Origin of the sequence: Larkinella soli (assembly GCF_003703975.1) — a bacterium.
Taxonomy (GTDB): Bacteria; Bacteroidota; Bacteroidia; order Cytophagales; family Spirosomataceae; genus Larkinella; species Larkinella soli.
In genome coordinates this window covers 25,447-47,049 of the sequence record NZ_QTJY01000011.1, presented here as the reverse complement: position 1 = coordinate 47,049, position 21,603 = coordinate 25,447, and the positions used below count along the sequence as shown (strand labels likewise).

Genomic DNA, 21,603 nt, shown 5'->3' with positions numbered 1-21,603 from the left:
AGAGGGTAAGAGAGGGCTAACGCTTTGTGATATACGTCGGCTCAGGCATTGGTCACCGTATAGAAATACAGGCACGACGTTTCAGTCGGGTTCCGGACGGTATGAGACTGACCGGGGGCCACCGTGATGGACTGGCCGGCCGACAGCCGCACCCAGCGGCCTTCGACGCAGATTTCGAGTTCGCCGTATTCGACCGTGAAGAAGGCTTCCTTCCGGGGGTGAGAATGCAGGGCGGTTCCGAAGGCGCCGGCCTGGAGCCAGACGACGCAGGTTTCGTTTACATCGGGCGTTCCCTCGGGCAGAAACCAGAATTTAATACCGCTGGTGGCCGAAAGGTCCAGATCCGCTTCGCGGATGGCGACATGGGAGTAATTGAGGGCAGTGATCATGGTCGTGTGGATGTTTGAAGAGGTTGGTAATGAAGCTACTAAAAATCAGTTTGCCAGCAGGGTCATCTGGGCGTTGACGTCGACGGCGCCCCAGAGGGATATGACCCGAACTTTCAGCAGGTCGGCGTTTTGCTCGATCACTTCCCAGGTGGAGGTTTCCCCCGAAGCCTTGTCGGTAATCTTTAGCTGTTTGCCGTCGAACGACCAGGAGGCTTTCACGCCGTTGGCGGGTTCGCCGTCCGGGCAGTGCGCCAGGCCGTTGTCGTCGGCAACCGTTCCGTTGGCCAGGAAGGTGATGGTGTTGTCTTTTTCGCAATCCGGAATCCGTTGGAGCAGGTCTTTGGTCACCTTACCATTTTCGACCACCTCGAACGCGGCCACCCGGAAGGATTTTCCGACGAAGGCCGGAGCCGCCGGGATTTTGATCAGGGCCGGCAGGGGGCGGGATGCGGCTTCGGCAAAGGCCGGGGTAGTCAGGAGCAGGCCGACCAGCAGCGGTCCGGCGAAGAGGTTGAATAAACGTTTCATGGAGTTAAGTATTTGTTGTTGTTGTTTGTGAAGCGTTGAACTTCGGAATCAAAATTGGCGGATGCCGGGGCGGTTTTCAATGCGGAAGGCTATGAAAACGGAGCTTTTTTCGTTGAACCGGTATCTTTTTGCGGTGAAACGAAACGGGATTCCGGCCCCATGGCCCATAAAAAAGCCCCGCCGGGATGATTTCCGGCGGGGCAACGGGGCAGACGGCGTGAAAACCGCGCTCAGGTCTTTTGTTTCTTCTTCTTGGCGGCCGGGAACAGGATGTTGTTCAGAATCAGGCGGTAACCGGCCGAATTGGGATGCAGGTTCAGGTCGGTCGGTTCTTCGTTGATTTCGTGGCGGTAATCTTCCGGGTCGTGGCCGCCGTAGAAGGTAAAGAATCCTTTGCCGTAAGGTGCATGAATATACCGCGCTTCCGCAACGGCCCGGTTTTCGGCCAGAACGACCACTTCCGGTTTGATCAGGCTTTTCTTGAAGGCGGTGGTCTGGCCCATGAAACCCTTGATGATGTTCATGTGGTTCTGGGTCAGCATGGTCGGGATGGGGTCCCATTTGGCCGAAAACTGGAACAGCGTAAAATAATCGTTCTGCTCGGTCAGACCGCGTTCTTCGGGTTGGTTGTCGATGTTGGAGAATTCGATCTGGTACGGATTGATGTAGACCTGGAAGTTCCGGAAGGCCATCGTCTGGCTGTAGTCCAGCTTGCTGTTGGCGGCCGGGTCGGCGCCGTCTCCGTCGTAAATCGACTCGGCAATGTCGGTTTTCTGCGTCGCCAGGGCGATGTCGTAGGTATCGGTGGCGTTGCACATGGCGAACATATACCCCCCGCCGAGGCAGTAATCCCGGATCTTTTTAACCACCTCCCGTTTCAGTTCGGACACCTTCGGGAGGCCGTATTTTTTGGCGATCAGCTCGGACTCCCGTTTCTGGGCCTGATACCAGGGCTGGTCCCGGAACTGGTAAAACTTACCAAACTGCCCCGTAAAATCTTCATGGTGGAGGTGAAGCCAGTCATACTGGGCCAGTTTGCCGTCCATCACCTCCTCATCGAAGACGATGTCGTAGGGAATTTCGGCATAGCTCATGACGAGCGTGACGGCATCGTCCCAAGGTTGTTTGGTTTTCGGTGAGTACACGGCCACTTTGGGCGCTTTCTGTAGTTTGACGGCATCCATATTGGCGTCGGGGGAGGCTATTTCGGCCAGGATCTGGTTGCCCTGAGCATCGGAAATTACCTCGTATCCGACGCCCCGGATCACCAGTTCATTTACGAAACGCTGGTTATGCGGCATCATGAAGCTGCCTCCGCGATAATTCAGAAGCCAGTCGACCTCCGTATCGAACTGCCTCAGCACCCAATACGCAATCCCGTACGCTTTAAGGTGGTTTTTCTGGCCTTCGTCCATGGGAATTAAAATTTTTGACGCCAGGACCGGGGCCGTAAACGTAAAAAACAGGATAAGCGGTAACAGCAGCCTTTTCATCGGTTAGCCAATTAAAATCGTTATTCAGTAGCTTTGTAACAACTGGTTTCTTAACGAATATAAGCAAAATTTATGCAATTTGTTCGAGCATGAATTTACTGGAAAATATACGGGAAGGGCTGCGGTCCATCGTCTCGAACCGGCTGCGGACCATCCTGACCTCCCTCATCATCGCCATCGGCATCACCTCCCTGGTCGGGATCCTGACGGCCATCGACGGCATTCAGAGTTCGGTCGACAATAGTTTTGCCGGGCTGGGGGCCAACACGTTCGACATCGAAGGCCCGCGGCTGTATCGCCGGTTCGGCGGCCGGGCCGACAAGAAAGTTCCGCCCATCGATTACCACCAGGCCATGACTTTCAAGCGCCGGTTTCTTCAGGGGGCCACCGTCGCCGTCTATGCCCAGGTCACGGGGGCGGCTCAGGTCAAATACGCGTCGGAAAAAACCAATCCGAACGTCGAACTGGTCGGGGTGGACGATAAATATCTGTCCGTCAAGGGCTATAAGCTCCAGTCGGGCCGCAACTTCTCCGCTACGGACCTGAACAACTCCCTGAATGTGACCATCATTGGGGCCGAGGTAGCCTCCACGCTGTTTAAACGAAATCTGAACCCGCTGAATAAGGAAATCAATATCCTGGGCGGCAAATACAAGGTGATCGGGGTTCTTGATAAGAAAGGCGGCTTTTCGGGCGGGGGCGACGACCGGCTCGTGCTGCTGCCGCTGGAGAACGCCCGTGCCATGGCCGGCGGCCAGGCACTGACGTTCGACATCACCGGCTCGGTGCCCAGCCTGGAAGACGCGGAAACCGCCATCGGAGAGGCCCGGGGCCTGATGCGGCAGATTCGGCGGGATCCCCTCGGCCGTCCGGATACGTTCGAGATCACCCGGGCCGACGAACTGGCCAAAGACTTCGAGAACATCACCGGCTACCTCCGGATCGGCGGCTTCGGCATCGGGTTCATCACCCTGCTGGGAGCCTCCATCGCCCTGATGAACATCATGCTCGTTTCAGTGACCGAGCGGACCCGGGAGATCGGAATCCGGAAGTCGCTCGGTGCCACCCCGAAGCGCATTCGGGAGCAGTTCCTGATCGAGGCCATCGTGATCTGCATTCTGGGCGGGCTGGGCGGCATTCTGCTGGGGATTGGGGTCGGCAATCTCATTTCGACGGTAATCAGTCAGGGAAACGGCAGTTTCGTGGTGCCCTGGCTCTGGATGGCCATCGGGATTGGGGTCTGTGTGGCGGTCGGTTTGTTCTCAGGAATTTACCCGGCCTACAAAGCGTCCCGTCTGGATCCCATCGATGCGCTGCGGTACGAGTGAGCCCGGTGGGCCGATCAATTTTTAACCCCGGCCTTGTTCCGAACCGATAAATTTCGATAGTTTTGCACCCACGTTCGCCCCGAGCGACCGAAACAGGCCGGGATGGCGGAATCGGTAGACGCGTTGGTCTCAAACACCAATGTCTGCAAGGGCATGCCGGTTCGAGTCCGGCTCCCGGTACGGAAGCACCTTTCAAGCGCTGGTTCCAGCAAATGAAAGGTGCTTTTTTTGGGATCATAGGGATAGGTGACGAGACAATGGCCTATTTTTTATAAAAATTGTCTCAAATCTGATGTACCTTTTCCCGCCTTCTTTTTAGCTTGGATGGTTTTCCGCCGGCCCCTCTCATTCGATCCGCCGACCGGCCTGGGGTGGGGCAGACCCACTTTATTCTCTCACTTAGCGAACCGGATCGTTCTCACCTGCCGGGCCGACCGCCCGGAACTTACTGGCTGACCGGAGTCTGATTCTGTCCTCCAACGCCTTCCACGGCATCCCATTTCATGAAAACGGTTTTACCTTCCTTCCTGCAGGGTCGGGGACGACTGCTGCCCTTTTTGCTTGTATTTTGCTGGTGTCTTGCCCAAAGTGCCTCGGCCCAGCACGTCGAATGGTCCAGATTATTCGGCGGTTCCGACACCGATGAAGGCGGAACAATGATCGCGACCGCAGACGGCGGTTATCTTTTGGCCGGATCGGTCGTTTCCGATGACGGGGATGTCCAGAACAACCGTCACCCCGGAGCCACCGACGCCTGGGTGGTGAAGCTGAATAGTTCGCGAAACATCGTCTGGCAAAAAACGTTCGGCGGTTCGGGCTATGAATCGGCCGGGAAAATTCTGCCGACCGCGGACGGCGGTTTTGTTCTGATCGGCACCACCAACTCCGGTGACGGCGATGTCACCGGATACCACGGTGGGGATGATATCTGGATCTTCAAAGTGAACAGTTCGGGGAACCTCGTCTGGCAAAGAGCCCTGGGCGGTTCCTTATCGGACCGGGCCGGTCAGTTTAATGCTACTTCCGACGGCGGCTTTATACTGGTCGGCGGCACCGATTCCAATGACGGGGACGTAACGGATTTTTACCGGTTGAGCGACGCCTGGCTGGTCAAGCTGACCGCCACCGGCAACCTGGCCTGGAACCGGGCGCTGGGCGGGGCCCGGTTTGACGATCTGCGAAGTCTGGTCATTACCTCGGACAAGGGGTATGTGATGGCCGGTGCGACCCGGTCCAATGAGGGGGAGGCCACCGACAACCACGGTATTTTCGATCTTTGGGCCATCAAGGTGCTCGAACCGCTTCAGGTGCTGCCGCCGGTTTACAACTGTTCGACCGGGCAGATTACGTTCCGCACCAGCGGAGGGTCCAGCGCCCCGATTTCCTTTACGGCCCCCGGGATTAGCCGCTCGTCCGCCACCGCCCGGCAGGGCACCGTCGAAGCCGGGGTACGGAATGACCCGAAGGTCATCCCGATCACCGCTATTCAGAACGGTCTGCGGGTGACCTATAATTTCGATCTGAAAGCCGCCTGTAGCAACCAGACGCCCCCGCTGGCACCCCGGCTGCTGAAACCGATTCCGATTATGGTGATGACATCCGGGCTGGAATTGCCGGGTCAGGGAATCCCACTGGGGCCTTATTTTGTCGATCCCACCCCTAATACGCCTAACTACTCCTCCGACTGGAGTTTTCAGATCGAGGGACTTCCAAACGGATTATCGTTTTTTCCCGGAGGTCTCCAGTACAGCCCGCTTGCCGCCTTACAAGGTCCGGTATTCGCGCAGCCAGGCGATTATCCGGTGACGATCCGGGCAAGCACGGCCGCGTTCCGGAACCTCCCGATCACCACGTCCTTCATCATCCGGGTCTATCCGGGCGGCCCGCTGGCGTTGCAGGCACCTTTTTACGATTGTTCCAACGGAGCCTTCCATTTCAATACGAGCGGAGGAAACGGCTCACCGATCGAGTTCAATGCCGCCGGTATTACGGGCTGGACCACGAACCCGGACCAGTTCGTCGACGCCAACCTGCGAAATGATCCGAACGTGAAGCCCTTTACCCTTCAGGCCCGGCAGAATGGGGTGACCGTCAGTTATGTCTGGGATTTAAAAGCCGCCTGTGGCAGAACGGTTTCCTCCGCCGAAGCGGATGCCGGCTTTCAGGTGGTTGTGCTGGGAAATCCCGCTTCGGGATCTTCACTTGACCTGGAAATCCGGGGAGCCGGGGGCAAAGCCGTCCTGCTGACGCTGGTGAATGAACAGGGTCAGATGCTTCACCAGAAACAGCTTGTCCCGGTCGGGTCAGCTGAACGCGTCCGGATTCCCCTGGGCACCGTGCAAGGCGTTTACCTCCTGCGGGCCGGAACCCCGGATGCGCAGCAGGTAGTTCGGGTAGTCAAGCCGTAGGCGTATTATTTTCAGGGGGCGATTTCGCGGGATTTCGTTTCCCCGGCTGCCGTTCCGGTTTTCTGTTGTGGAGACAGGGGCCCGGAACGGTACTTTTTCAGGGTCCGGAAGGGGGATCTGGTCCTGAACGGCCCGCCCCTGAGCGCGATCTCCACCCCAGGGGCGGGCCTCTTCTCCGCGGCCGCAGGGTAGATGAAGCCGCCTTTCGGCTTTCTGAATCGGAATTCATTCGTTAGTTTTGCGCCCGCTGAAAATCAATGCGGTATATCCGCACTTCATCATTTTACCGTCCACCCGGGAATTAATTGCTCCCGAACGGACTTATTTCTCTGCCGAACCCGGCCTGCACTTCATCCGCAACGATTCGTCTGATCGCATTTTTTACCCTTTCTTTCCCATATGACTCATCTCTCTCAAAAGTTGGAAAACCTGTTTCCGGCTGAAGACCAGATTCCGGAAGAGTATCGAATTGAAGAACTGCACCAGCGCGAGTACCTGATCGACGGCCGGATGCGCCAGTGGGACGGACCCACCCAGGAGGTGGTTTCCCCGGTTTACGTCCGCCAGGCCGACGGCTCGCTGGTGCGAAAGGTGATCGGGAGCTATCCGCTGCCCGGCAACGACGATGCCGGACTGGAAGCCCTCGATGCCGCCGTCCGGGCCTTCGACAACGGCCGGGGCGAATGGCCGACCATGTCCGTTGCCGACCGCATCGCCTGCATGGAACGGTTTGTCGGCCGGATGGTCGAGCGGAAAAAAGAGATCGTGAACCTGCTGATGTGGGAGATCGGTAAAACCCTGGGGGATTCGACCAAGGAGTTCGACCGTACCGTTCAATACATTTACGACACCATCGACGCGCTCAAGGACATCGACCGGGCCGGGTCGCGGTTCCGGATCGAGGAGGGCATCATCGGTCAGATTCGCCGGTCCCCGCTGGGTGTCGTGCTCTGTATGGGCCCCTTCAACTACCCGCTCAACGAAACCTACACCACGCTGATTCCGGCCATCCTGATGGGCAATACGGTGCTTTTCAAGCCGCCCAAACACGGCACGCTGCTGCATTATCCGCTGCTGGAAGCCTTCCGGTCCTCCTTCCCGAAAGGGGTGGTCAATACCGTTTACGGCCGGGGCGCCACCGTCGTTCCGACGCTGATGAAATCCGGCAAGGTGAACGTGCTGGCCCTGATCGGGTCGAGCCGGGTGGCCGACAGCCTGAAGAAAATGCACCCGAAGAGCAACCGCCTGCGAGCCATCCTGAGCCTCGACGCCAAGAACGCGGCCGTGGTGCTTTCCGACGCCGACATCGAGCTGACGGTCAAGGAATGCCTGCTCGGCACCATGTCGTTTAATGGTCAGCGTTGTACGGCCCTGAAAATTCTCTGGGTACACCGTTCCATCGCCCACCGGTTCCTGGAACGGTTCGGCGAGGAGCTGAACAAGCTGAAACCAGGACTTCCCTGGGACAAGGGCGCGCAGGTGACCCCCCTGCCCGAACCCGGCAAACCCGCCTACCTGGACGAATGCCTCCGGGATGCCGAAGCGAAGGGGGCGAAGGTATTGAACGAGGGCGGGGGGACCACCTTTGAATCGTTCGTTTTTCCGGCCCTCGTTTATCCCGTCAAGGACGGCATGAAGCTCTACCGTGAGGAGCAGTTCGGACCGGTGATTCCGGTGGTTCCTTTCGACGACATCGAGGAACCCATCGAATACATCATCCGGTCCGACCACGGCCAGCAGGTCAGCGTTTTCGGCAAAAATACCGACCGGATCGCCCACCTGATCGACCCGCTCGTCAACCAGGTCAGCCGGGTCAACATCAATGCCCAGTGCCAGCGCGGGCCGGATACGTTCCCCTTCACGGGCCGTAAGGACTCCGCCGAAGGCACCCTTTCCGTGGAGGATGCCCTGCGTTCCTTCTCGATCCGGACGGTGGTCGCGACGAAGGAAACCGACGCCAACAAGGACATCCTCAATCACATCATTGAAGAACATAAATCGCAGTTCATCTCGACGAAGTTCATCTTCTGATCATCCGGCCCCGGCGGCTTTCAAACCGCTCGGGGCCTTTCCCTAACACCTGGTGTAATTTTAACTGCGTTTTAATCGTTGTCGGTTGTAACGTTGCGTTAATTTGCGCGCAGGACGGGTTCCGACCCGTCTCTTGCCGGTGGTACTTAACTTGATCATCACACCTTCATCACCCGTATGGCTCTGGAACTTCTCCCCATCGATCGCATCTCCAGGAACGACAGGTCATTATTTCAGGAAACGTATTTCAAAAATCACCAGCCCGCCGTTATTACGGATTTCTGTCACGACTGGCCGGCCTACACCAACTGGTCGTTTCAAAATCTGAAGAAACGGGCGGGCCACCTGACCGTCGATCTGTACAACAACAAACCCGCCGATCCGGACAAGAGCTCGATGTTTGTCGATGAGCGAATGAATTTCGGGGAATACCTCGATCTGATCGCTTCCAACCGGCACGTCGAACTCCGGATTTTCCTGTTCAATATCTTCAAACACATCCCTGAACTGAAGAACGACATTCTCAAGCCGGACCTGATCGACGGATTTATGATGAATCTGCCCTTCATGTTCTACGGCGGGGCCGGATCCGTCGTGCATATGCACTATGACATCGACCTGTCGCACGTTTTTCTGACGCAGTTTGTGGGCCGAAAGCGGGTTGTCCTGTTTGCCCCGGAATATACCCCGCTGCTGTACCGGCTGCCGTATTCCGTGGTTACCTACACGAACGTCAACCACCCGGATTATGAAAAATACCCCGGTCTGCAATACGTGAAAGGGTACGAGTGTACGCTCGACTACGGCGAAACCATCTATATCCCGTCCGGCTACTGGCATTACATGGAATACATCGACGGGGGGTATGCGCTGGCCCTGCGGGTGCTGAACGAATCCTGGATGAAGCGGCTGGAAGGCGCCTGGAACCTGCTGGGCGAAATGAAGATCGACAACTTCATGAAGAAATACTTCACCCGGCAGTGGTTCGAGTACAAGAACCGCAAGGCGTTTGAAAATGCCGACGCGGCCATGCGCGGCCTCCGCCGACCCGAAAAACTACAGGTTTAAGCGGTTTTCCGTCCGTTTAAAAAAGCGAACCTCCGGAGGTTCGCTTTTTTTATGTAGACTTGTCACCATTCAGGAACAAGCTATGGGACTTTTCGATTTCATCCGAAACGAATTCATCGAGGTTATCGACTGGGTCGATCCTTCGACCGACACGGTTATCTGGAAATTTCCGGACAACGGCAACAACATCAAATACGGCGCCCAACTGACGGTTCGGGAGTCGCAGGTGGCGGTGTTCATCAACGAAGGCCGCATCGCCGACGTCTACCCGCCGGGCCGCTACGAACTGAACACCCAGAATATGCCGATCCTGACCACCCTGCGGTCCTGGAAGTTCGGCTTCGAGTCCCCGTTCAAGGTGGACATCTATTTCGTTTCGACGAAGCAGTTTACCAATCTGAAGTGGGGGACGCAGAACCCGATCATCGTGCGCGACCCCGAACTCAAACAGGTCCGGGTCCGGGCCTTCGGCGTGTTCGCCCTGCGGGTCAGCGATCCGGGAAAGTTCATCAAAGAGTTTGCCGGAACCAGCCCCGTCGTGCGGATCGGTGACGTCGAGGACCAGCTCCGGACGGCCATCGTCACCAACTTCTCCGACACCGTGGCCGAAGCCGGCATTTCGGTATTCGACCTGTCGCGGAACTACAAGGAACTCGGTGACCGGCTGCTGCCGCTGCTTCAGTCCGACTTCACGGGCTACGGTCTGGAACTGACCAGATTCTACGTCGAGAACACCAGCCTGCCGCCGGAGGTCGAGGCATTCCTCGATAAAACCTCCCAGATGAACATGGTGGACGACATGGCCCGGTTCCAGCAGTTTCAGGCCGGGATGGCCCTGGAGGATGCCGCCGAGAACGGGGGCGCTGCCGGTACGGCAGTGCTGATGGGCGGCCTGGGCAGTTTCATGCAGAACACCAATGCCGCCGGTGCCCAGCCGACGTCCGGAAAAGAAGACAAAGCCCAGGTCATGGAACTACTCAAACAGCTCGGCGAGCTCAAAGCCGCGGGCATCCTGACCGATGAAGAATTCAACGCCAAAAAAGCCGAACTGCTGGCAAGGCTCTAAGGGACGGCTGAAATTATGCAACAGGAATTATCCGACGTAATCCGGGCGCCCTGCAAGACCTGCGGGGCGCAGCTTACCTTCTCGGCCGACCAGCAGAAGCTCACCTGCGGGTACTGTGGAAGCACGGAAGAGATCCTCTTTTCCCGACACAATCTTCAGGAGAATCCGCTGGCGTTTCAGGTTCGCGACCACCAGATGCCCGACGCTCCCACCGAGGAAAAGCGGCTTTTTACCTGTTCTAACTGCGGTGCCCGGACCACCGTCAACTTCGACGTTCCGACCATCACCTGTGCGTTCTGCGGTTCCCGAAATGTCAACCCGGACGCCCGGAAGACCCGCCTGATCCAGCCGGCGGGCGTGCTGCCGTTCCGGATCTCGAAACAGAAGGCGCAGGAGCGGTTCCGGCACTGGGTGGGCGACGACTGGTTCGCGCCCTCGGATTTGAAAGCCGGGGCCGTGCTGGACAATCTGCACGGGATGTACATTCCGTTCTGGACGTTCGACGCGCAGGCGTATTCCACCTATGAGGGCGAGGCCGGGTTTTACTATTACGTTCCGGTGCAGGTCCGGGATGCCAACGGCCGGTCGGTCACGCAGCAGCAGCAGCGGGTGCGGTGGGAATACCGCAGCGGGTCGCATGAGGCCTTCTACGACGACCAGCTCGAAATGGCTTCCCGGAAACTGTCCCAGCAGGAAAACGACATCCGGGAGGTGAATGGGTACGACCTGAAGGAAGTCGTCGATTATGACCCGCGGATTCTGCTGGGCTGGGAAGCGGAGGTGTACAGCATCGACCTTCAGGAGAGCGCCCGAAAGGCCGAGGCCGCCATTCGCCTGCGGGAAGAATCGGCCTGTGCTCAGAACCTGGGCGGGGATACGCAGCGGAACCTCCGGGTCGATACGTCCCTTTCCGGGCAGACCTTCAAGCATTTGTTGCTGCCGCTCTGGATCTGTACCTACCTTTACAATGGGAAGACCTACCGTTTTCTGGTGAACGGGCAGACGGGCCGGATCGCCGGCGAGCGGCCGAAATCCGCCTGGAAAATCGCGCTTGTCGTGATTGGGTTCCTCCTGCTGGTCCTGTTCTTCCTCTACCTCGGAAAACGCTGATCGGGACGCCGGATTAGTGAAATACCGCCCTGGTTGCCCATTTAACCAGATTGGTACAATATCTTTCCCCGGGCTATTGGACACTTCAGATTCTCTGAATTATTTTTACGATTTATTTAGATGAATCAATCCGGTCGCCGAAGCGATAGACATAAATTTTGCTGATCGCAGAAAGAATAAGCAAGAAATTCGATGATATTACAGCTGTCCAGGCCGTTTCGTTACTAATAAAACCGGGTGAAATCGTAGGGTTGATCGGGGCCAGCGGTTCGGGGAAAAGCACACTCCTGAACCTGCTCGCCGGCCTGGCCGACCCGACGGAGGGAGTTGTTCGATTAAATGACGAACGGGTCAAGGGACCATCCGAACAACTGGTTCCCGGACATCCGCATATCAAACTGGTCCACCAGGAGTACCAGTTGATGCCGAACGTATCGATTCGGGAGAACATCGCCTATGCGCTCCGGTTTTATGAGAAGCGATTTCAGGAGTTCCGGGTTCAGCAACTGCTCCAGCTTTGCCGGCTTGAACACGTCCAGAACCGTCTGCCGAGGCACGTCTCCGGGGGGGAAAAGCAACGGACGGCCATTGCCCGGGCCATTGCCGAAAAACCGGCGGCCCTGCTTCTGGACGAACCTTTCAGCCACCTCGATTATCCGAACCGGGAGTTGATCCGCGGACTCATCCTCGACCTAGTCCGGAATGAAAAAACCGCCTGCGTTTTCGTGACCCACGATTCGGCCGACGCGCTGTCCATTTCCAGCCGCATCGGGATTCTCCAGGAGGGCACCCTGATTCAGATGGCGGCTCCGGTGGACGTGTACCGCCGGCCCTATAACGCCTATGCCGCCCAGATGACCGGCCCGACCAACCTCGTCCGGGCCAAGCACCTGCCGCTGATGGGGGTCATCCACGCCCAGCCGCCCAACGCCGTGGCCTGCATCCGGCCGGAACACATCCGGCTGGCCGACCGGGGCCGCATCGGCGGAACGGTCCGGAACGTGTTCTTCAAAGGGGCCTATACCGAGGTGGAGGTGGAGATGAACCGCTACGTCTTCCTGACCTTTCTGGCCGGCCCGAACGACAGGATCAAGGTCGGTCAGCTGGTCGGGCTGGACCTGGTGCCGGAAGGCGTACACTGGCTCCGGGCTTAATCCTCGTCTTTTTTCTGGTTGGAAACCACCGTCTGGGGATTGCCGCGGTGGGTTACGTCGGCCCCGCCCCGGGTGTTTTTCTCCAGCCGTCTGGTGACGTTGACGGACGCATCGCTGGCCCCGGCGGCCCTGACGACGGCCTCTTCCACTACCAGATCGGATGCTTTCAGGTCGGAGGCCCCGGACAGGTCGGCCTCCAGACGCCTGGCGCGGCCCTGAAGGCGGGTGTCCGAGGCTCCGCTGGCTTTCAGCCGGATGCGGCCCGCGGTGATGTTCTCCATTTTCAGATCGGCCGCCCCGGAGAGGTTGATCTCCAGTTCTTCGGTAGAAAACGATTCCTCGACTTTGCCGTCCGACGCGCCCGAGAGCGTAATGCCCCGTAAACTCGGCAGGGTGATCAGCAGCCGGGGAGACTTCCGGTTTTTGCCCGAAGCCCAGCTCCCCGCCGGGCGATTGAACCGGGCGGTCAGCACGCCGTTTTCGGCTTTCAGGCTCAGATATTCGGTTTCGCCGGGGGCGAGGTCGGCCACGATGTCGAAGGCTCCTTTCCGGATTTCAACGTCGATGGCATTCGCCACGTCGATCCGGTCGAACGACTGGAGGGTGAACTGCCGGGTGATCCGCTGCGCCAGCGAGGAGGTTTCCAGCAGGGCGAGGATAGGAATGGTCAGCAAAAGGCGCTTCATGGTTTCGGTCTGTATGTACGGGGTAGATTTCACTCTACAAGATGCCGGGCGGTCCGTTCGGGTTGCACGGCCGGGCCGATTATTCTTCCGCCGACAAATTCCGTAACTTTGCACCATGAATCAAGTTCTGCATCAACAAACCGCCGTGGACCTGCAGCTGCCGGTCATGGAGGCATTCTATACACTTCAGGGAGAGGGGGCGCATACCGGCAAAGCCGCCTATTTCATCCGGCTCGGCGGCTGCGACGTGGGCTGCCACTGGTGCGACGTCAAGGAGTCGTGGGACGCCGGTGCCCACCCCCGGCTGCGGATCGGGGAGATTGTCGGGGGGGCGCTTCAATATCCCGGCCGGATGGCCGTCATCACCGGCGGAGAACCCCTGATGCACAATCTGGACGCCCTGACGACGGCCCTCCAGGCGGCCGGTTTCCGGACCAACATCGAAACCTCCGGGGTATATCCCGTAACGGGCAACTGGGACTGGATCTGTTTCTCGCCCAAGAAGTTCAAAGAGCCGAACCCGGACATTTACCGGAAAGCCGACGAGCTGAAAGTCATCATCTACCACAAAAGTGATTTCGCATTCGCCGAATCGTTCACCGACCGCCTGCGGCCCGATTGTAAACTGTTTTTGCAGCCGGAATGGAGCCGCTCAAACGAAATGCTGCCTCTCATCGTTGAGTACGTAAAACAGGTTCCGCAATGGCAGGTTTCGTTGCAAACGCACAAATACATGAATATTCCGTAAGGCGCCGGTTCCGTCCGCTCGTCGGGCTGGCCGCTTTTCTGGTGAGCTGGTTTCTATTGATGCCCGGTATCGGAAACGCCCAGAACCCGCCGTTGACGACGACGAATAAAAAGGCCGCCGACCTCTATAACAAGGCCCTCGACGCCTTATCCCGCCGGGAAACCGGCACGACGCTGGAGTTGCTCAATCAGGCCATCGAGCGGGATTCCGGTTTTACAGAAGCCTACCTGAAAATGGGGCAGGTGTACGAATTCATGCGTCGGCCCGATCCGGCTTTTCAGGTCTATCAGCGGGCCATCCGGCAGAAGCCCAATCAGCCGGTTTCGGGTCCGGCGTACCAGTTCGTCAGCACCTATCTGCTGAAAAAAGGCCGCTACGACGAAGCGATTCCCTGTCTCGAAGCCTTTCAGAAGCTCTTTGCTCCCCAGTCTTCGCAGGGGAAACGGATTGCCCGGCTTTTGCAGACGGCCCATTTCGGGCAGCAGGCCGTTCAGAATCCGCTGGCCGTGAAACCACAGGCGCTTCCGGCGACGGTTCAGGCGTTCCCTTCGCAGTATTTTCCGGTCCTGACCGCCGACGAACAGACCCTGGTCTATACGGTTCTGAAGCCGGAAGGCGATGAAGACCTGATGGTTTCGACCTACCGGGGAGAAACCTGGAGCCCCCCCGAATCGCTTTCACCCGCCATCAATACGCCCGACAACGAAGGTACGCCCTCGCTCTCTGCAGACGGGCGGACCCTCGTGTTCACGGCCTGTCAGGGGCGGAGCGGTATCGGGAGCTGTGACCTGTATATCAGCCGTAAAACCGGTGAGGCCTGGTCGGCACCCAAAAACCTCGGGCCGATCATCAATACCCGGGGATGGGAGTCGCAGCCGGCCCTTTCGGCGGACGGCCGGCGCCTGTATTTCGTCTCCGATCGGCCGGGCGGGGTGGGCCGTCGCGACATCTGGTGCAGCGACCTCGGCGACGACGGCGACTGGAAAACGCCCTACAACCTGAAATCCATCAACTCGCCCTTCGACGAAGCCTCGCCCTTCATCCACGCCAACGGCCGCAGCCTGTTTTTCGCTTCCGACGGACACACCGGCATGGGCGGCTATGATCTTTTCGTAGCCGACAGCACCAGTTCCGGCTGGTCCAGTCCGCAGAACCTTGGTTATCCCATCAATACGGCCGACGATCAGGCGGCCTTATTCGTTTCGGCGAACGGCAACCGGGCGTATTATTCGCACGAGGAGTCCGAGCCCGGGGCGAAACAACGCTCCCGACTGTACCGGTTCGACCTGCCGGAATCCCTGCGCCAGAAGGTCCGGCCGGTGAGTTACCTAAAAGGCCAGATTGCCGATGCAAAAACCAAGAAGCCCTTGACGGCGACCATCGAACTGGTGGACCTGGCTACACAGCAGCTGGTGACACGGGTGCAGTCCGACCCGCAGACGGGCCAGTATACGGCCGTGCTGCCGACGGGCGGGGAATATGCCCTGTACATTACCGGCCCGGGTTATCTGTTCAAGAGCCTTTCCTTCGATTTCACCCGGAAGCGGGAAGGGGAGGGCATGACCCTGAGCGTCCCGCTGGAACCCATTGTGCCGTCGGGCCGGGAGACGCTGAACAACATCTTCTTCGAAACCGGCCGGTTCGATCTCGCGGAAAAAAGCCGGACGGAACTGACCCGGCTGGCAAAGTTTTTGGAGGAAAACAAAACCGTGACCATTGAAATCTCCGGACATACCGACGACCGGGGGGATGCCGCCAGTAACCTCGACCTGTCCCGGAAGCGGGCGCAGGCCGTGGTGGCTTACCTGGAGAAAGCCGGGATTGAGCTCCGGCGAATCCGTTCGGTCGGTTTCGGGGAAACCCGTCCGCTCGCGCCCAATTCCGACGAGGAAAACCGCCGTCTCAACCGTAGAATCGAGTGGAGAATTCTGTGAAGCGGTCCGGTCCCTCCCGATAACTTGATAAAGAGGGGAATTTTTCGCACCTTTGCGCTTGTTTTTTCTCAGGATGACCACCCCTCCGGCCTTCGTTTCGACGAGAACCGGTCGACGGGAGCCGGGAGGGTGGTCACTGCGATCAAACATCAACTCTACGTCAGCCGATGACCACCGAAAAAGTAAACTGCCTGATTATTGGCTCCGGCCCCGCCGGATACACCGCTGCCATCTATGCTTCCCGTGCGGGTCTGAATCCCGTCCTTTACCAGGGGGCACAACCGGGCGGTCAATTGACCATCACCAACGAAGTCGACAATTTTCCCGGATATCCGGATGGAGTAGAAGGTCCTCAGCTGATGAATGACCTCGAACGTCAGGCCGCCCGTTTCGGGACGGAAATTCGGTACGGAGTTGTTACCGCCGTGGACTTTTCGGGGTATCCTCACAAAGCCATCGTCGACGACCAGCACGAAATCACCGCCAATGCCGTGATCATTTCGACGGGTGCCGCTGCCAAATGGCTGGGCCTGCCTTCCGAAATGCGTCTGAACGGCCGGGGCGTTTCGGCCTGCGCCGTCTGCGACGGTTTCTTCTTCCGCGGACAGGACGTCGCCATCGTCGGCGCCGGAGATACGGCGGCCGAAGAGGCCAGCTACCTGGCAAAACTCTGCCGCAAGGTCTATATGCTGGTTCGCCGGAGTGAAATGCGGGCGTCCAAATTCATGCAGAACCGGGTCAAGACCCTGCCAAATATCGAGATTCTCTGGAATACCGAGACGGAAGAAGTGCTCGGTGAAGAAGAGGTGACGGGCGTTCGGGTGAAGAACGTGGTGACCGGCGAAAGCAGTGTGCTGGAGGTTTCCGGCTTTTTTGTGGCCATCGGCCATAAACCCAATACGGAAATTTTTAAATCGTCCGTTGCCCTGGACGAAAGCGGTTATATCATAACCGAAAAAGGCTCCACCCGAACCAACATCCCGGGCGTATTTGCCTGTGGTGATGCCCAGGACAACATTTACCGCCAGGCCGTCACGGCTGCCGGAACCGGCTGTATGGCCGCTCTGGATGCCGAACGTTTTCTGGCCCTGAAGGAATCGGAGCATCCGGCCGTCGATCGTCTGGCCGAGGTGCAGACGTTATAAGATTAATAACCACCACGGAGGTGAGTAAGCCACTACAGAATGGATGATTTTTAAATCATCCATTCTGTAGCCTTTTTCTCTCCGGCAAACTTAACCCCAGAGGATGAGAACACTGGCAGTCTGGTGGCTGTTGGCCAGCTTTTGTTTTTTTGTAAGTACTGTGGCGGTTCAGGCGCAGGAACGTGGAAAGTTCAAGAAGAATCTGAGCATCAAGCCCAAAAAATCGGAAAATCAAAACTCCAGTCGACCCACGCAGGAACCCGCCCAGGAGCCTGAAGAGGAATTTGAGCCTGAGACGTCCAACCTCAAGTTTAACAACCAGTTCGAGCCGAAGAAGGAGGCCAACCCGGTGGTCAGCGAAGACACGACTACCATCGACGAGGGGGAACCCGGTGTCGTGGAGGTCATCGATTCGGTCCAGGTGGGAGACGACTGGGTGAAAATCGCCGATTATTACGCCATCTGGGATTCCCGAAGCGTCGATCCCTACGGCATCGACCCCCTTGAATTCGACGAGGTGATCGACCTGAAGCTATATGACCCGACCGAAAACCGGTTCTGGTCGGCCCCGACCGTAGACGGTAAGGTAACTTCGGTATTCGGTCCGCGCTGGGGGCGCTGGCACAAGGGTATGGACCTCGATCTCGAAACCGGCGATCCGGTCTATGCAGCCTTCGACGGGCTGGTTCGGGTCGTAGGCTGGGACGGCAACGGCTTCGGGCGGTTTATCCTGGTTCGGCATTTTAACGGCCTGGAGACCGTTTACGGTCACCTGTCCAAAGCACTGGTCGAATCGGGGCAGCTGATCAAGGCAGGCGACCAGATTGGGCTGGGCGGCAATACGGGCCGCAGTTTCGGTTCCCACCTCCATTTCGAAACCCGCTACGAAGGCAATCCTTTCAGCCCGACCCATATTTATAATTTTCCGACCAATTCGATCCTGTCCGATCACTTCATCCTGACGGCTTCCGTGTGGGATTACCTGCGGGGGAAGAACGTCAGCATGTCCGGCTTCAAACCCAAATTCAAGCGTACGGTTCTGCACCGGGTCCGTTCCGGCGAAACCCTGACGAGCATTGCCCGCAGATACGGCCTGACGGCATCGACCCTGGCCCGGAAAAATCATATGTCGACCCGCTCGCGAATCCGGCCGGGACAAAAGCTCAGAGTCCACTAATTCAGGCGACCCAATCCCCTCCATGAAACTTGACATTCTTGTCATTGCGGTTCACCCCGACGACGCTGAACTGGGTTGTTCGGGGACCATTCTGTCCCATATTGCGCAGGGTAAAAAGGTGGGCATCGTCGACCTGACCCGGGGGGAACTGGGCACCCGGGGAACGCCCGAAATCCGGGTAGAGGAAGCCGAAGCGGCCGGGCAGATCCTGGGGCTCTCGGCGAGGGAGAACCTCGGCTTCCGGGACGGTTTTTTTCGCAATGACGAGGAACATCAGACGGCACTCATCCCGGCCATCCGGCGCTATCGGCCGGAACTGGTGATCACCAATGCCGTCACCGACCGCCACCCCGACCACGGCCGGGCCTCGGCGCTGGTGGTGGACGCGTGTTTTTACGCCGGTTTACGGCGCATCGAAACCACGGACACGGACGGCTCCCGGCAGGAAGCCTGGCGGCCGAAAGTCATTTATCACTTTATCCAGGACCGCTACATCCGGCCCGACCTGATCGTCGACATTACCGGGTTCTGGCCCCGGAAGAAGGAGTCCATCCTGGCGTACCGAAGCCAGTTTTTCGATCCGGAAAACAGCGAGCCGGCCAGCTACATCTCCAGCCCCGAATTTCTGGAATTCATCGAGGCCCGGGCCGAGGAATACGGCCACATGATCGGGGTAAAATACGGGGAAGGCTTTACGGTCGAACGAACCGTCGGGGTGAGGAGTCTGTTTGACCTGCTCTAAGGAGCCAGCCGTTCGATGATCCATTCGTTTTCCGCTTTCCGGTAGAGAATCCGGTCGTGCAGCCGGCTGGGCCGCCCCTGCCAGAACTCGATCCGATCCGGAACGACCCGGAAGCCGCCCCAGTGCGGAGGGCGGGGTACGGGTTGTTCGGCAAACTGCCGCTCCAGTTCCTGCTGCCGCCGTTCCAGCGCGGCCCGATTTTCCACGACCGCACTCTGCGCCGACACCCAGGCCCCGATCTGGCTGCCCCGGGGCCGGCTTTGAAAATAAGCATCCGACTCTTCGACGCTCACTTTGACGATGGTGCCTTCGACGCGGATCTGCCGTTCGAGTTCGGGATAAAAAAAAGTGAGGGAAGCGAACGGTCGCGTCTGTAAATCAATACCTTTACGACTATCATAATTGGTATAGAACGAGAACCCGCGTTCATCGATTCCCTTGACCAGCACGATGCGGCCGGACGGTCGTCCGTCGGCTCCGACCGTGGCCAGGTGCATCGCATTAGGCTCATGAACCCCTGAGGCCATTGCCTCATCAAACCAGCGCTGAAATTGTTCGACCGGGTTTGTTGAAACATCGGAACGGTCTAAACCGTTTAATGAATACTCTTTTCGCAGGTCGTGAAGTGGAGTTGACATAGGTTTGCAGGTTCTGACCGGAGAGCTGTCTTCAAGGAAATATTTTCCTATTTTTTTCGTATTTTTGCAAAAGTAACGATTCCTATACAGCGTATGGCAAGCGAAGAGCAAGAAATAACCGAACGCGAAGAACTGAACCAGGAGCCGGCTGAAACGATGGAAATGGAACTGGAGGAGGTAGCCCATACCGACTACAGCCAGTTTTCCAAAGAAGATTATGCCGGTCTTCTGGAGAAGCAACTGGCGTCTCTGAAGGCTGAAACCGTTTCCGCGGCAGATTACCGCCGGGCCGACGAAGTCCTGAAAGAGGTGCGCCCGTTGTTCGATCAGGTCAAGGCGTCGGATCGGAACGCTGCCTTACAGAAGTACGTACAGGAGACTGGCTCGGAAGAGGGGTTTGAATACAAGTATGATGAGACAGTCAGCCGGTTCGACGCACTCTATAAGCAGATTAAGGACCAGAAGAACCAATATTTTCAGCAGCTCGAAAAGGCCAAGGATAACAACTTTGCGGTCAAGACCGAACTGCTGCGCCGGTTGCGTGAACTGGTAGAAGCCGACGAGAACAACGCCGGCGACCCGAAAACGAGCTGGAACGGCTTTAAACAGATTCAGGACGAATGGAAGGCGGCCGGGAATGTTCCCTCGCCCCACAACGCCACCCTCTGGGCCACCTACCATGCCCTGGTCGACCGCTATTACAGCAACCGCAATATCTATTTTGAACTGAAGGAACTGGATCGGAAAAAGAACCAGTCCCTGAAAACGGAACTCTGCGAGCGGGTGGAAGCCATGGTGACCGCCAACGAAGGGAAGCCCGTTACGAAGACGGTCATCGACGAAGCCAACAGCATATTTGAGGAATACAAGCACGTCGGTCCGGCCCCCAAAGCCGAGCAGGAGGTGTTATGGCAGCGTTTCAAGAAAGCCCTCGACACCCTCTACGACCGTCGGCGGGAACAGAACGAGGAACTCAAAAAGGAGGGAGCCCAGCTCTACGAAGAGAAGTCGAAACTCTACGAGGAACTGGTGCCGTATACGAGTTTCAGTTCAAGCAGCATCAACGACTGGAACGAAAAAACCCGGGAGGTGATGGCGATCCAGGACCGCTGGAACAACCTGCGCGGACCGATGCCCCGCGAAGAAGGCAAAGACCTCAGCAAGAAGTTCTGGGCCGCCCTGAAGCAGTTTTTCCATCACAAAGGGGAATTCTTCAAGCAGCTGGAAGGCAAACGTGAACAGAACCTCCGGCTGAAGACCGAACTCTGCGAGCAGGTGGAAGCCATCCTGGAATCGGGCGACGAATCGGCCGATACCACCCAGAAGGTCATCGAACTGCAACGCCAGTGGAAGACCGTCGGTCAGGTTCCTGAAAAGTTCAAGGACTCCATCTTCGAACGATTCAAAGCCGCCTGCGACGCCTTCTTCAACAAGAAGCGGGCCCGTAATCAGGAAGTGGAGAAAGAGTTCGAGGACAACCTGGCGAGGAAAGTCGCCCTCTGCGAACAGATCGAAGGGGCTGCCGCCGGCGGGAATGCCGACCTGGCGCTGCTGAACGACTTTAAGAAGGAGTGGGCCACCATCGGCTATGTTCCCAAAAAGGACATGCAGTCGATTCAGAAGCGATATATCAATGCCGTGAACGCCTTCGTGGGTGCCAACGGTAAACTGTCGTCCAGGGAGAAGGAACGGCTCACGCTGGAGAACGAGGCCGAGATGGCCCGCGAAACCGGCACTCCCCGCGATCTTTACAAAAAGGAAGGGGATATCCGCCGGAAGATGTCGTCCCTGGAAAACGACATTGCGGTGTACAACAACAATATCGAATTCTTTGGCCGCTCGAAAGGGGCCGATAAGCTGCGTGCCGATATCGAGAAGAAAATTCAGATCGCCCAGAAACAGCTATCCGAACTGAAGCACCAGCTGAAGGTGATCCGGGAGGCACAATAACCGGGTGG

At 57.8% G+C, this 21,603-nt stretch carries 18 protein-coding genes and 1 tRNA gene; 14 read left to right on the top strand and 5 right to left on the bottom strand.

Features of this window, described 5'->3' with window-relative positions:
- Positions 1-41 precede the first annotated feature (41 nt).
- From DX909_RS18730 to DX909_RS18720, 3 genes are all read right to left on the bottom strand, one after another.
- Positions 42-389, bottom strand: a complete 348-nt coding sequence (locus DX909_RS18730; RefSeq protein WP_128546741.1) for a cupin domain-containing protein — start codon at positions 387-389, stop codon at positions 42-44.
- Positions 390-434: 45 nt separating this feature from the next.
- Positions 435-917 carry a lipocalin-like domain-containing protein gene (locus DX909_RS18725; RefSeq protein ID WP_128546740.1) on the bottom strand — a complete coding sequence of 161 codons (483 nt, stop codon included), beginning with the start codon at positions 915-917 and terminating at the stop codon, positions 435-437.
- Positions 918-1,147: 230 nt separating this feature from the next.
- Positions 1,148-2,410: an asparagine synthetase B gene (locus DX909_RS18720; RefSeq protein WP_128546739.1), complete on the bottom strand. Its 1,263-nt coding sequence runs from the start codon at positions 2,408-2,410 to the stop codon at positions 1,148-1,150.
- A gap of 89 nt (positions 2,411-2,499) precedes the next feature.
- Between DX909_RS18720 and DX909_RS18715 the strand changes: the two genes are divergently transcribed.
- From DX909_RS18715 to DX909_RS18680, 8 genes are all read left to right on the top strand, one after another.
- Complete coding sequence (locus DX909_RS18715) at positions 2,500-3,738, top strand: ABC transporter permease (RefSeq protein WP_128546738.1); 1,239 nt, start codon at positions 2,500-2,502, stop codon at positions 3,736-3,738.
- Between the two features lie 96 nt (positions 3,739-3,834).
- Positions 3,835-3,918 (top strand) — tRNA-Leu (locus DX909_RS18710).
- Between the two features lie 323 nt (positions 3,919-4,241).
- The gene (locus DX909_RS18705) at positions 4,242-6,146 is read left to right on the top strand and encodes a T9SS type A sorting domain-containing protein (protein WP_128546737.1); all 1,905 of its coding nucleotides are present in this window, start codon (positions 4,242-4,244) and stop codon (positions 6,144-6,146) included.
- A 399-nt stretch (positions 6,147-6,545) separates the two neighbouring features.
- Positions 6,546-8,177 (top strand): NADP-dependent glyceraldehyde-3-phosphate dehydrogenase, encoded by a 1,632-nt coding sequence (locus DX909_RS18700; RefSeq protein WP_128546736.1) that lies wholly within the window; start codon positions 6,546-6,548, stop codon positions 8,175-8,177.
- A 177-nt stretch (positions 8,178-8,354) separates the two neighbouring features.
- Complete coding sequence (locus tag DX909_RS18695; protein WP_128546735.1) at positions 8,355-9,245, top strand: cupin-like domain-containing protein; 891 nt, start codon at positions 8,355-8,357, stop codon at positions 9,243-9,245.
- An 82-nt stretch (positions 9,246-9,327) separates the two neighbouring features.
- Complete coding sequence (locus DX909_RS18690; RefSeq protein ID WP_128546734.1) at positions 9,328-10,311, top strand: SPFH domain-containing protein; 984 nt, start codon at positions 9,328-9,330, stop codon at positions 10,309-10,311.
- A gap of 15 nt (positions 10,312-10,326) precedes the next feature.
- Positions 10,327-11,421 (top strand): TFIIB-type zinc ribbon-containing protein, encoded by a 1,095-nt coding sequence (locus tag DX909_RS18685; protein ID WP_128546733.1) that lies wholly within the window; start codon positions 10,327-10,329, stop codon positions 11,419-11,421.
- A gap of 158 nt (positions 11,422-11,579) precedes the next feature.
- Entirely contained in the window at positions 11,580-12,575 is a 996-nt protein-coding gene (locus tag DX909_RS18680) for an ABC transporter ATP-binding protein (protein ID WP_128546732.1), read from the top strand.
- Here DX909_RS18680 and DX909_RS18675 read toward each other — a convergent pair.
- Positions 12,572-13,261 (bottom strand): head GIN domain-containing protein, encoded by a 690-nt coding sequence (locus tag DX909_RS18675; protein WP_164851335.1) that lies wholly within the window; start codon positions 13,259-13,261, stop codon positions 12,572-12,574. The two genes, DX909_RS18680 and DX909_RS18675, sit on opposite strands and share 4 nt — an antisense overlap.
- Positions 13,262-13,376: 115 nt before the next feature.
- Between DX909_RS18675 and DX909_RS18670 the strand changes: the two genes are divergently transcribed.
- From DX909_RS18670 to bshB1, 5 genes are all read left to right on the top strand, one after another.
- Positions 13,377-14,009 (top strand): 7-carboxy-7-deazaguanine synthase QueE, encoded by a 633-nt coding sequence (locus tag DX909_RS18670; protein ID WP_229311106.1) that lies wholly within the window; start codon positions 13,377-13,379, stop codon positions 14,007-14,009.
- Positions 13,964-15,943, top strand: coding sequence for an OmpA family protein (locus DX909_RS18665; protein WP_128546730.1), 1,980 nt, complete (start codon positions 13,964-13,966; stop codon positions 15,941-15,943). The genes DX909_RS18670 and DX909_RS18665 overlap by 46 nt, the downstream gene beginning before the upstream one ends.
- A 167-nt stretch (positions 15,944-16,110) precedes the next feature.
- Positions 16,111-17,088 (top strand): thioredoxin-disulfide reductase, encoded by a 978-nt coding sequence (trxB, locus tag DX909_RS18660; protein WP_128546729.1) that lies wholly within the window; start codon positions 16,111-16,113, stop codon positions 17,086-17,088.
- 103 nt (positions 17,089-17,191) lie between these two features.
- Positions 17,192-18,265: a M23 family metallopeptidase gene (locus DX909_RS18655; RefSeq protein WP_128546728.1), complete on the top strand. Its 1,074-nt coding sequence runs from the start codon at positions 17,192-17,194 to the stop codon at positions 18,263-18,265.
- 22 nt (positions 18,266-18,287) lie between these two features.
- Entirely contained in the window at positions 18,288-19,007 is a 720-nt protein-coding gene (gene bshB1 / locus DX909_RS18650) for a bacillithiol biosynthesis deacetylase BshB1 (protein WP_128546727.1), read from the top strand.
- Here bshB1 and pdxH read toward each other — a convergent pair.
- Complete coding sequence (gene pdxH / locus DX909_RS18645) at positions 19,004-19,645, bottom strand: pyridoxamine 5'-phosphate oxidase (protein ID WP_128546726.1); 642 nt, start codon at positions 19,643-19,645, stop codon at positions 19,004-19,006. The two genes, bshB1 and pdxH, sit on opposite strands and share 4 nt — an antisense overlap.
- Before the next feature lie 93 nt (positions 19,646-19,738).
- Here pdxH and DX909_RS18640 point away from each other — a divergent pair, with 93 nt between their 5' ends.
- Positions 19,739-21,595, top strand: coding sequence for a DUF349 domain-containing protein (locus tag DX909_RS18640; RefSeq protein ID WP_128546725.1), 1,857 nt, complete (start codon positions 19,739-19,741; stop codon positions 21,593-21,595).
- Positions 21,596-21,603 lie beyond the last annotated feature (8 nt).

Bases quoted from the DNA above. Each gene is read 5' to 3' on its own strand.
- DX909_RS18700 (WP_128546736.1), top strand. From the start codon at position 6,546: ATGACTCATCTCTCTCAAAAGTTGGAAAACCTGTTTCCGGCTGAAGAC.
- DX909_RS18655 (WP_128546728.1), top strand. From the start codon at position 17,192: ATGAGAACACTGGCAGTCTGGTGGCTGTTGGCCAGCTTTTGTTTTTTT.
- DX909_RS18670 (WP_229311106.1), top strand. From the start codon at position 13,377: ATGAATCAAGTTCTGCATCAACAAACCGCCGTGGACCTGCAGCTGCCG.
- DX909_RS18685 (WP_128546733.1), top strand. From the start codon at position 10,327: ATGCAACAGGAATTATCCGACGTAATCCGGGCGCCCTGCAAGACCTGC.
- DX909_RS18640 (WP_128546725.1), top strand. From the start codon at position 19,739: ATGGCAAGCGAAGAGCAAGAAATAACCGAACGCGAAGAACTGAACCAG.
- bshB1 (WP_128546727.1), top strand. From the start codon at position 18,288: ATGAAACTTGACATTCTTGTCATTGCGGTTCACCCCGACGACGCTGAA.
- DX909_RS18705 (WP_128546737.1), top strand. From the start codon at position 4,242: ATGAAAACGGTTTTACCTTCCTTCCTGCAGGGTCGGGGACGACTGCTG.
- DX909_RS18695 (WP_128546735.1), top strand. From the start codon at position 8,355: ATGGCTCTGGAACTTCTCCCCATCGATCGCATCTCCAGGAACGACAGG.
- DX909_RS18730 (WP_128546741.1), bottom strand. From the start codon at position 389: ATGATCACTGCCCTCAATTACTCCCATGTCGCCATCCGCGAAGCGGAT.
- pdxH (WP_128546726.1), bottom strand. From the start codon at position 19,645: ATGTCAACTCCACTTCACGACCTGCGAAAAGAGTATTCATTAAACGGT.
- DX909_RS18665 (WP_128546730.1), top strand. From the start codon at position 13,964: ATGGCAGGTTTCGTTGCAAACGCACAAATACATGAATATTCCGTAAGG.
- DX909_RS18720 (WP_128546739.1), bottom strand. From the start codon at position 2,410: ATGAAAAGGCTGCTGTTACCGCTTATCCTGTTTTTTACGTTTACGGCC.
- DX909_RS18675 (WP_164851335.1), bottom strand. From the start codon at position 13,261: ATGAAGCGCCTTTTGCTGACCATTCCTATCCTCGCCCTGCTGGAAACC.
- DX909_RS18725 (WP_128546740.1), bottom strand. From the start codon at position 917: ATGAAACGTTTATTCAACCTCTTCGCCGGACCGCTGCTGGTCGGCCTG.
- trxB (WP_128546729.1), top strand. From the start codon at position 16,111: ATGACCACCGAAAAAGTAAACTGCCTGATTATTGGCTCCGGCCCCGCC.
- DX909_RS18690 (WP_128546734.1), top strand. From the start codon at position 9,328: ATGGGACTTTTCGATTTCATCCGAAACGAATTCATCGAGGTTATCGAC.
- DX909_RS18715 (WP_128546738.1), top strand. From the start codon at position 2,500: ATGAATTTACTGGAAAATATACGGGAAGGGCTGCGGTCCATCGTCTCG.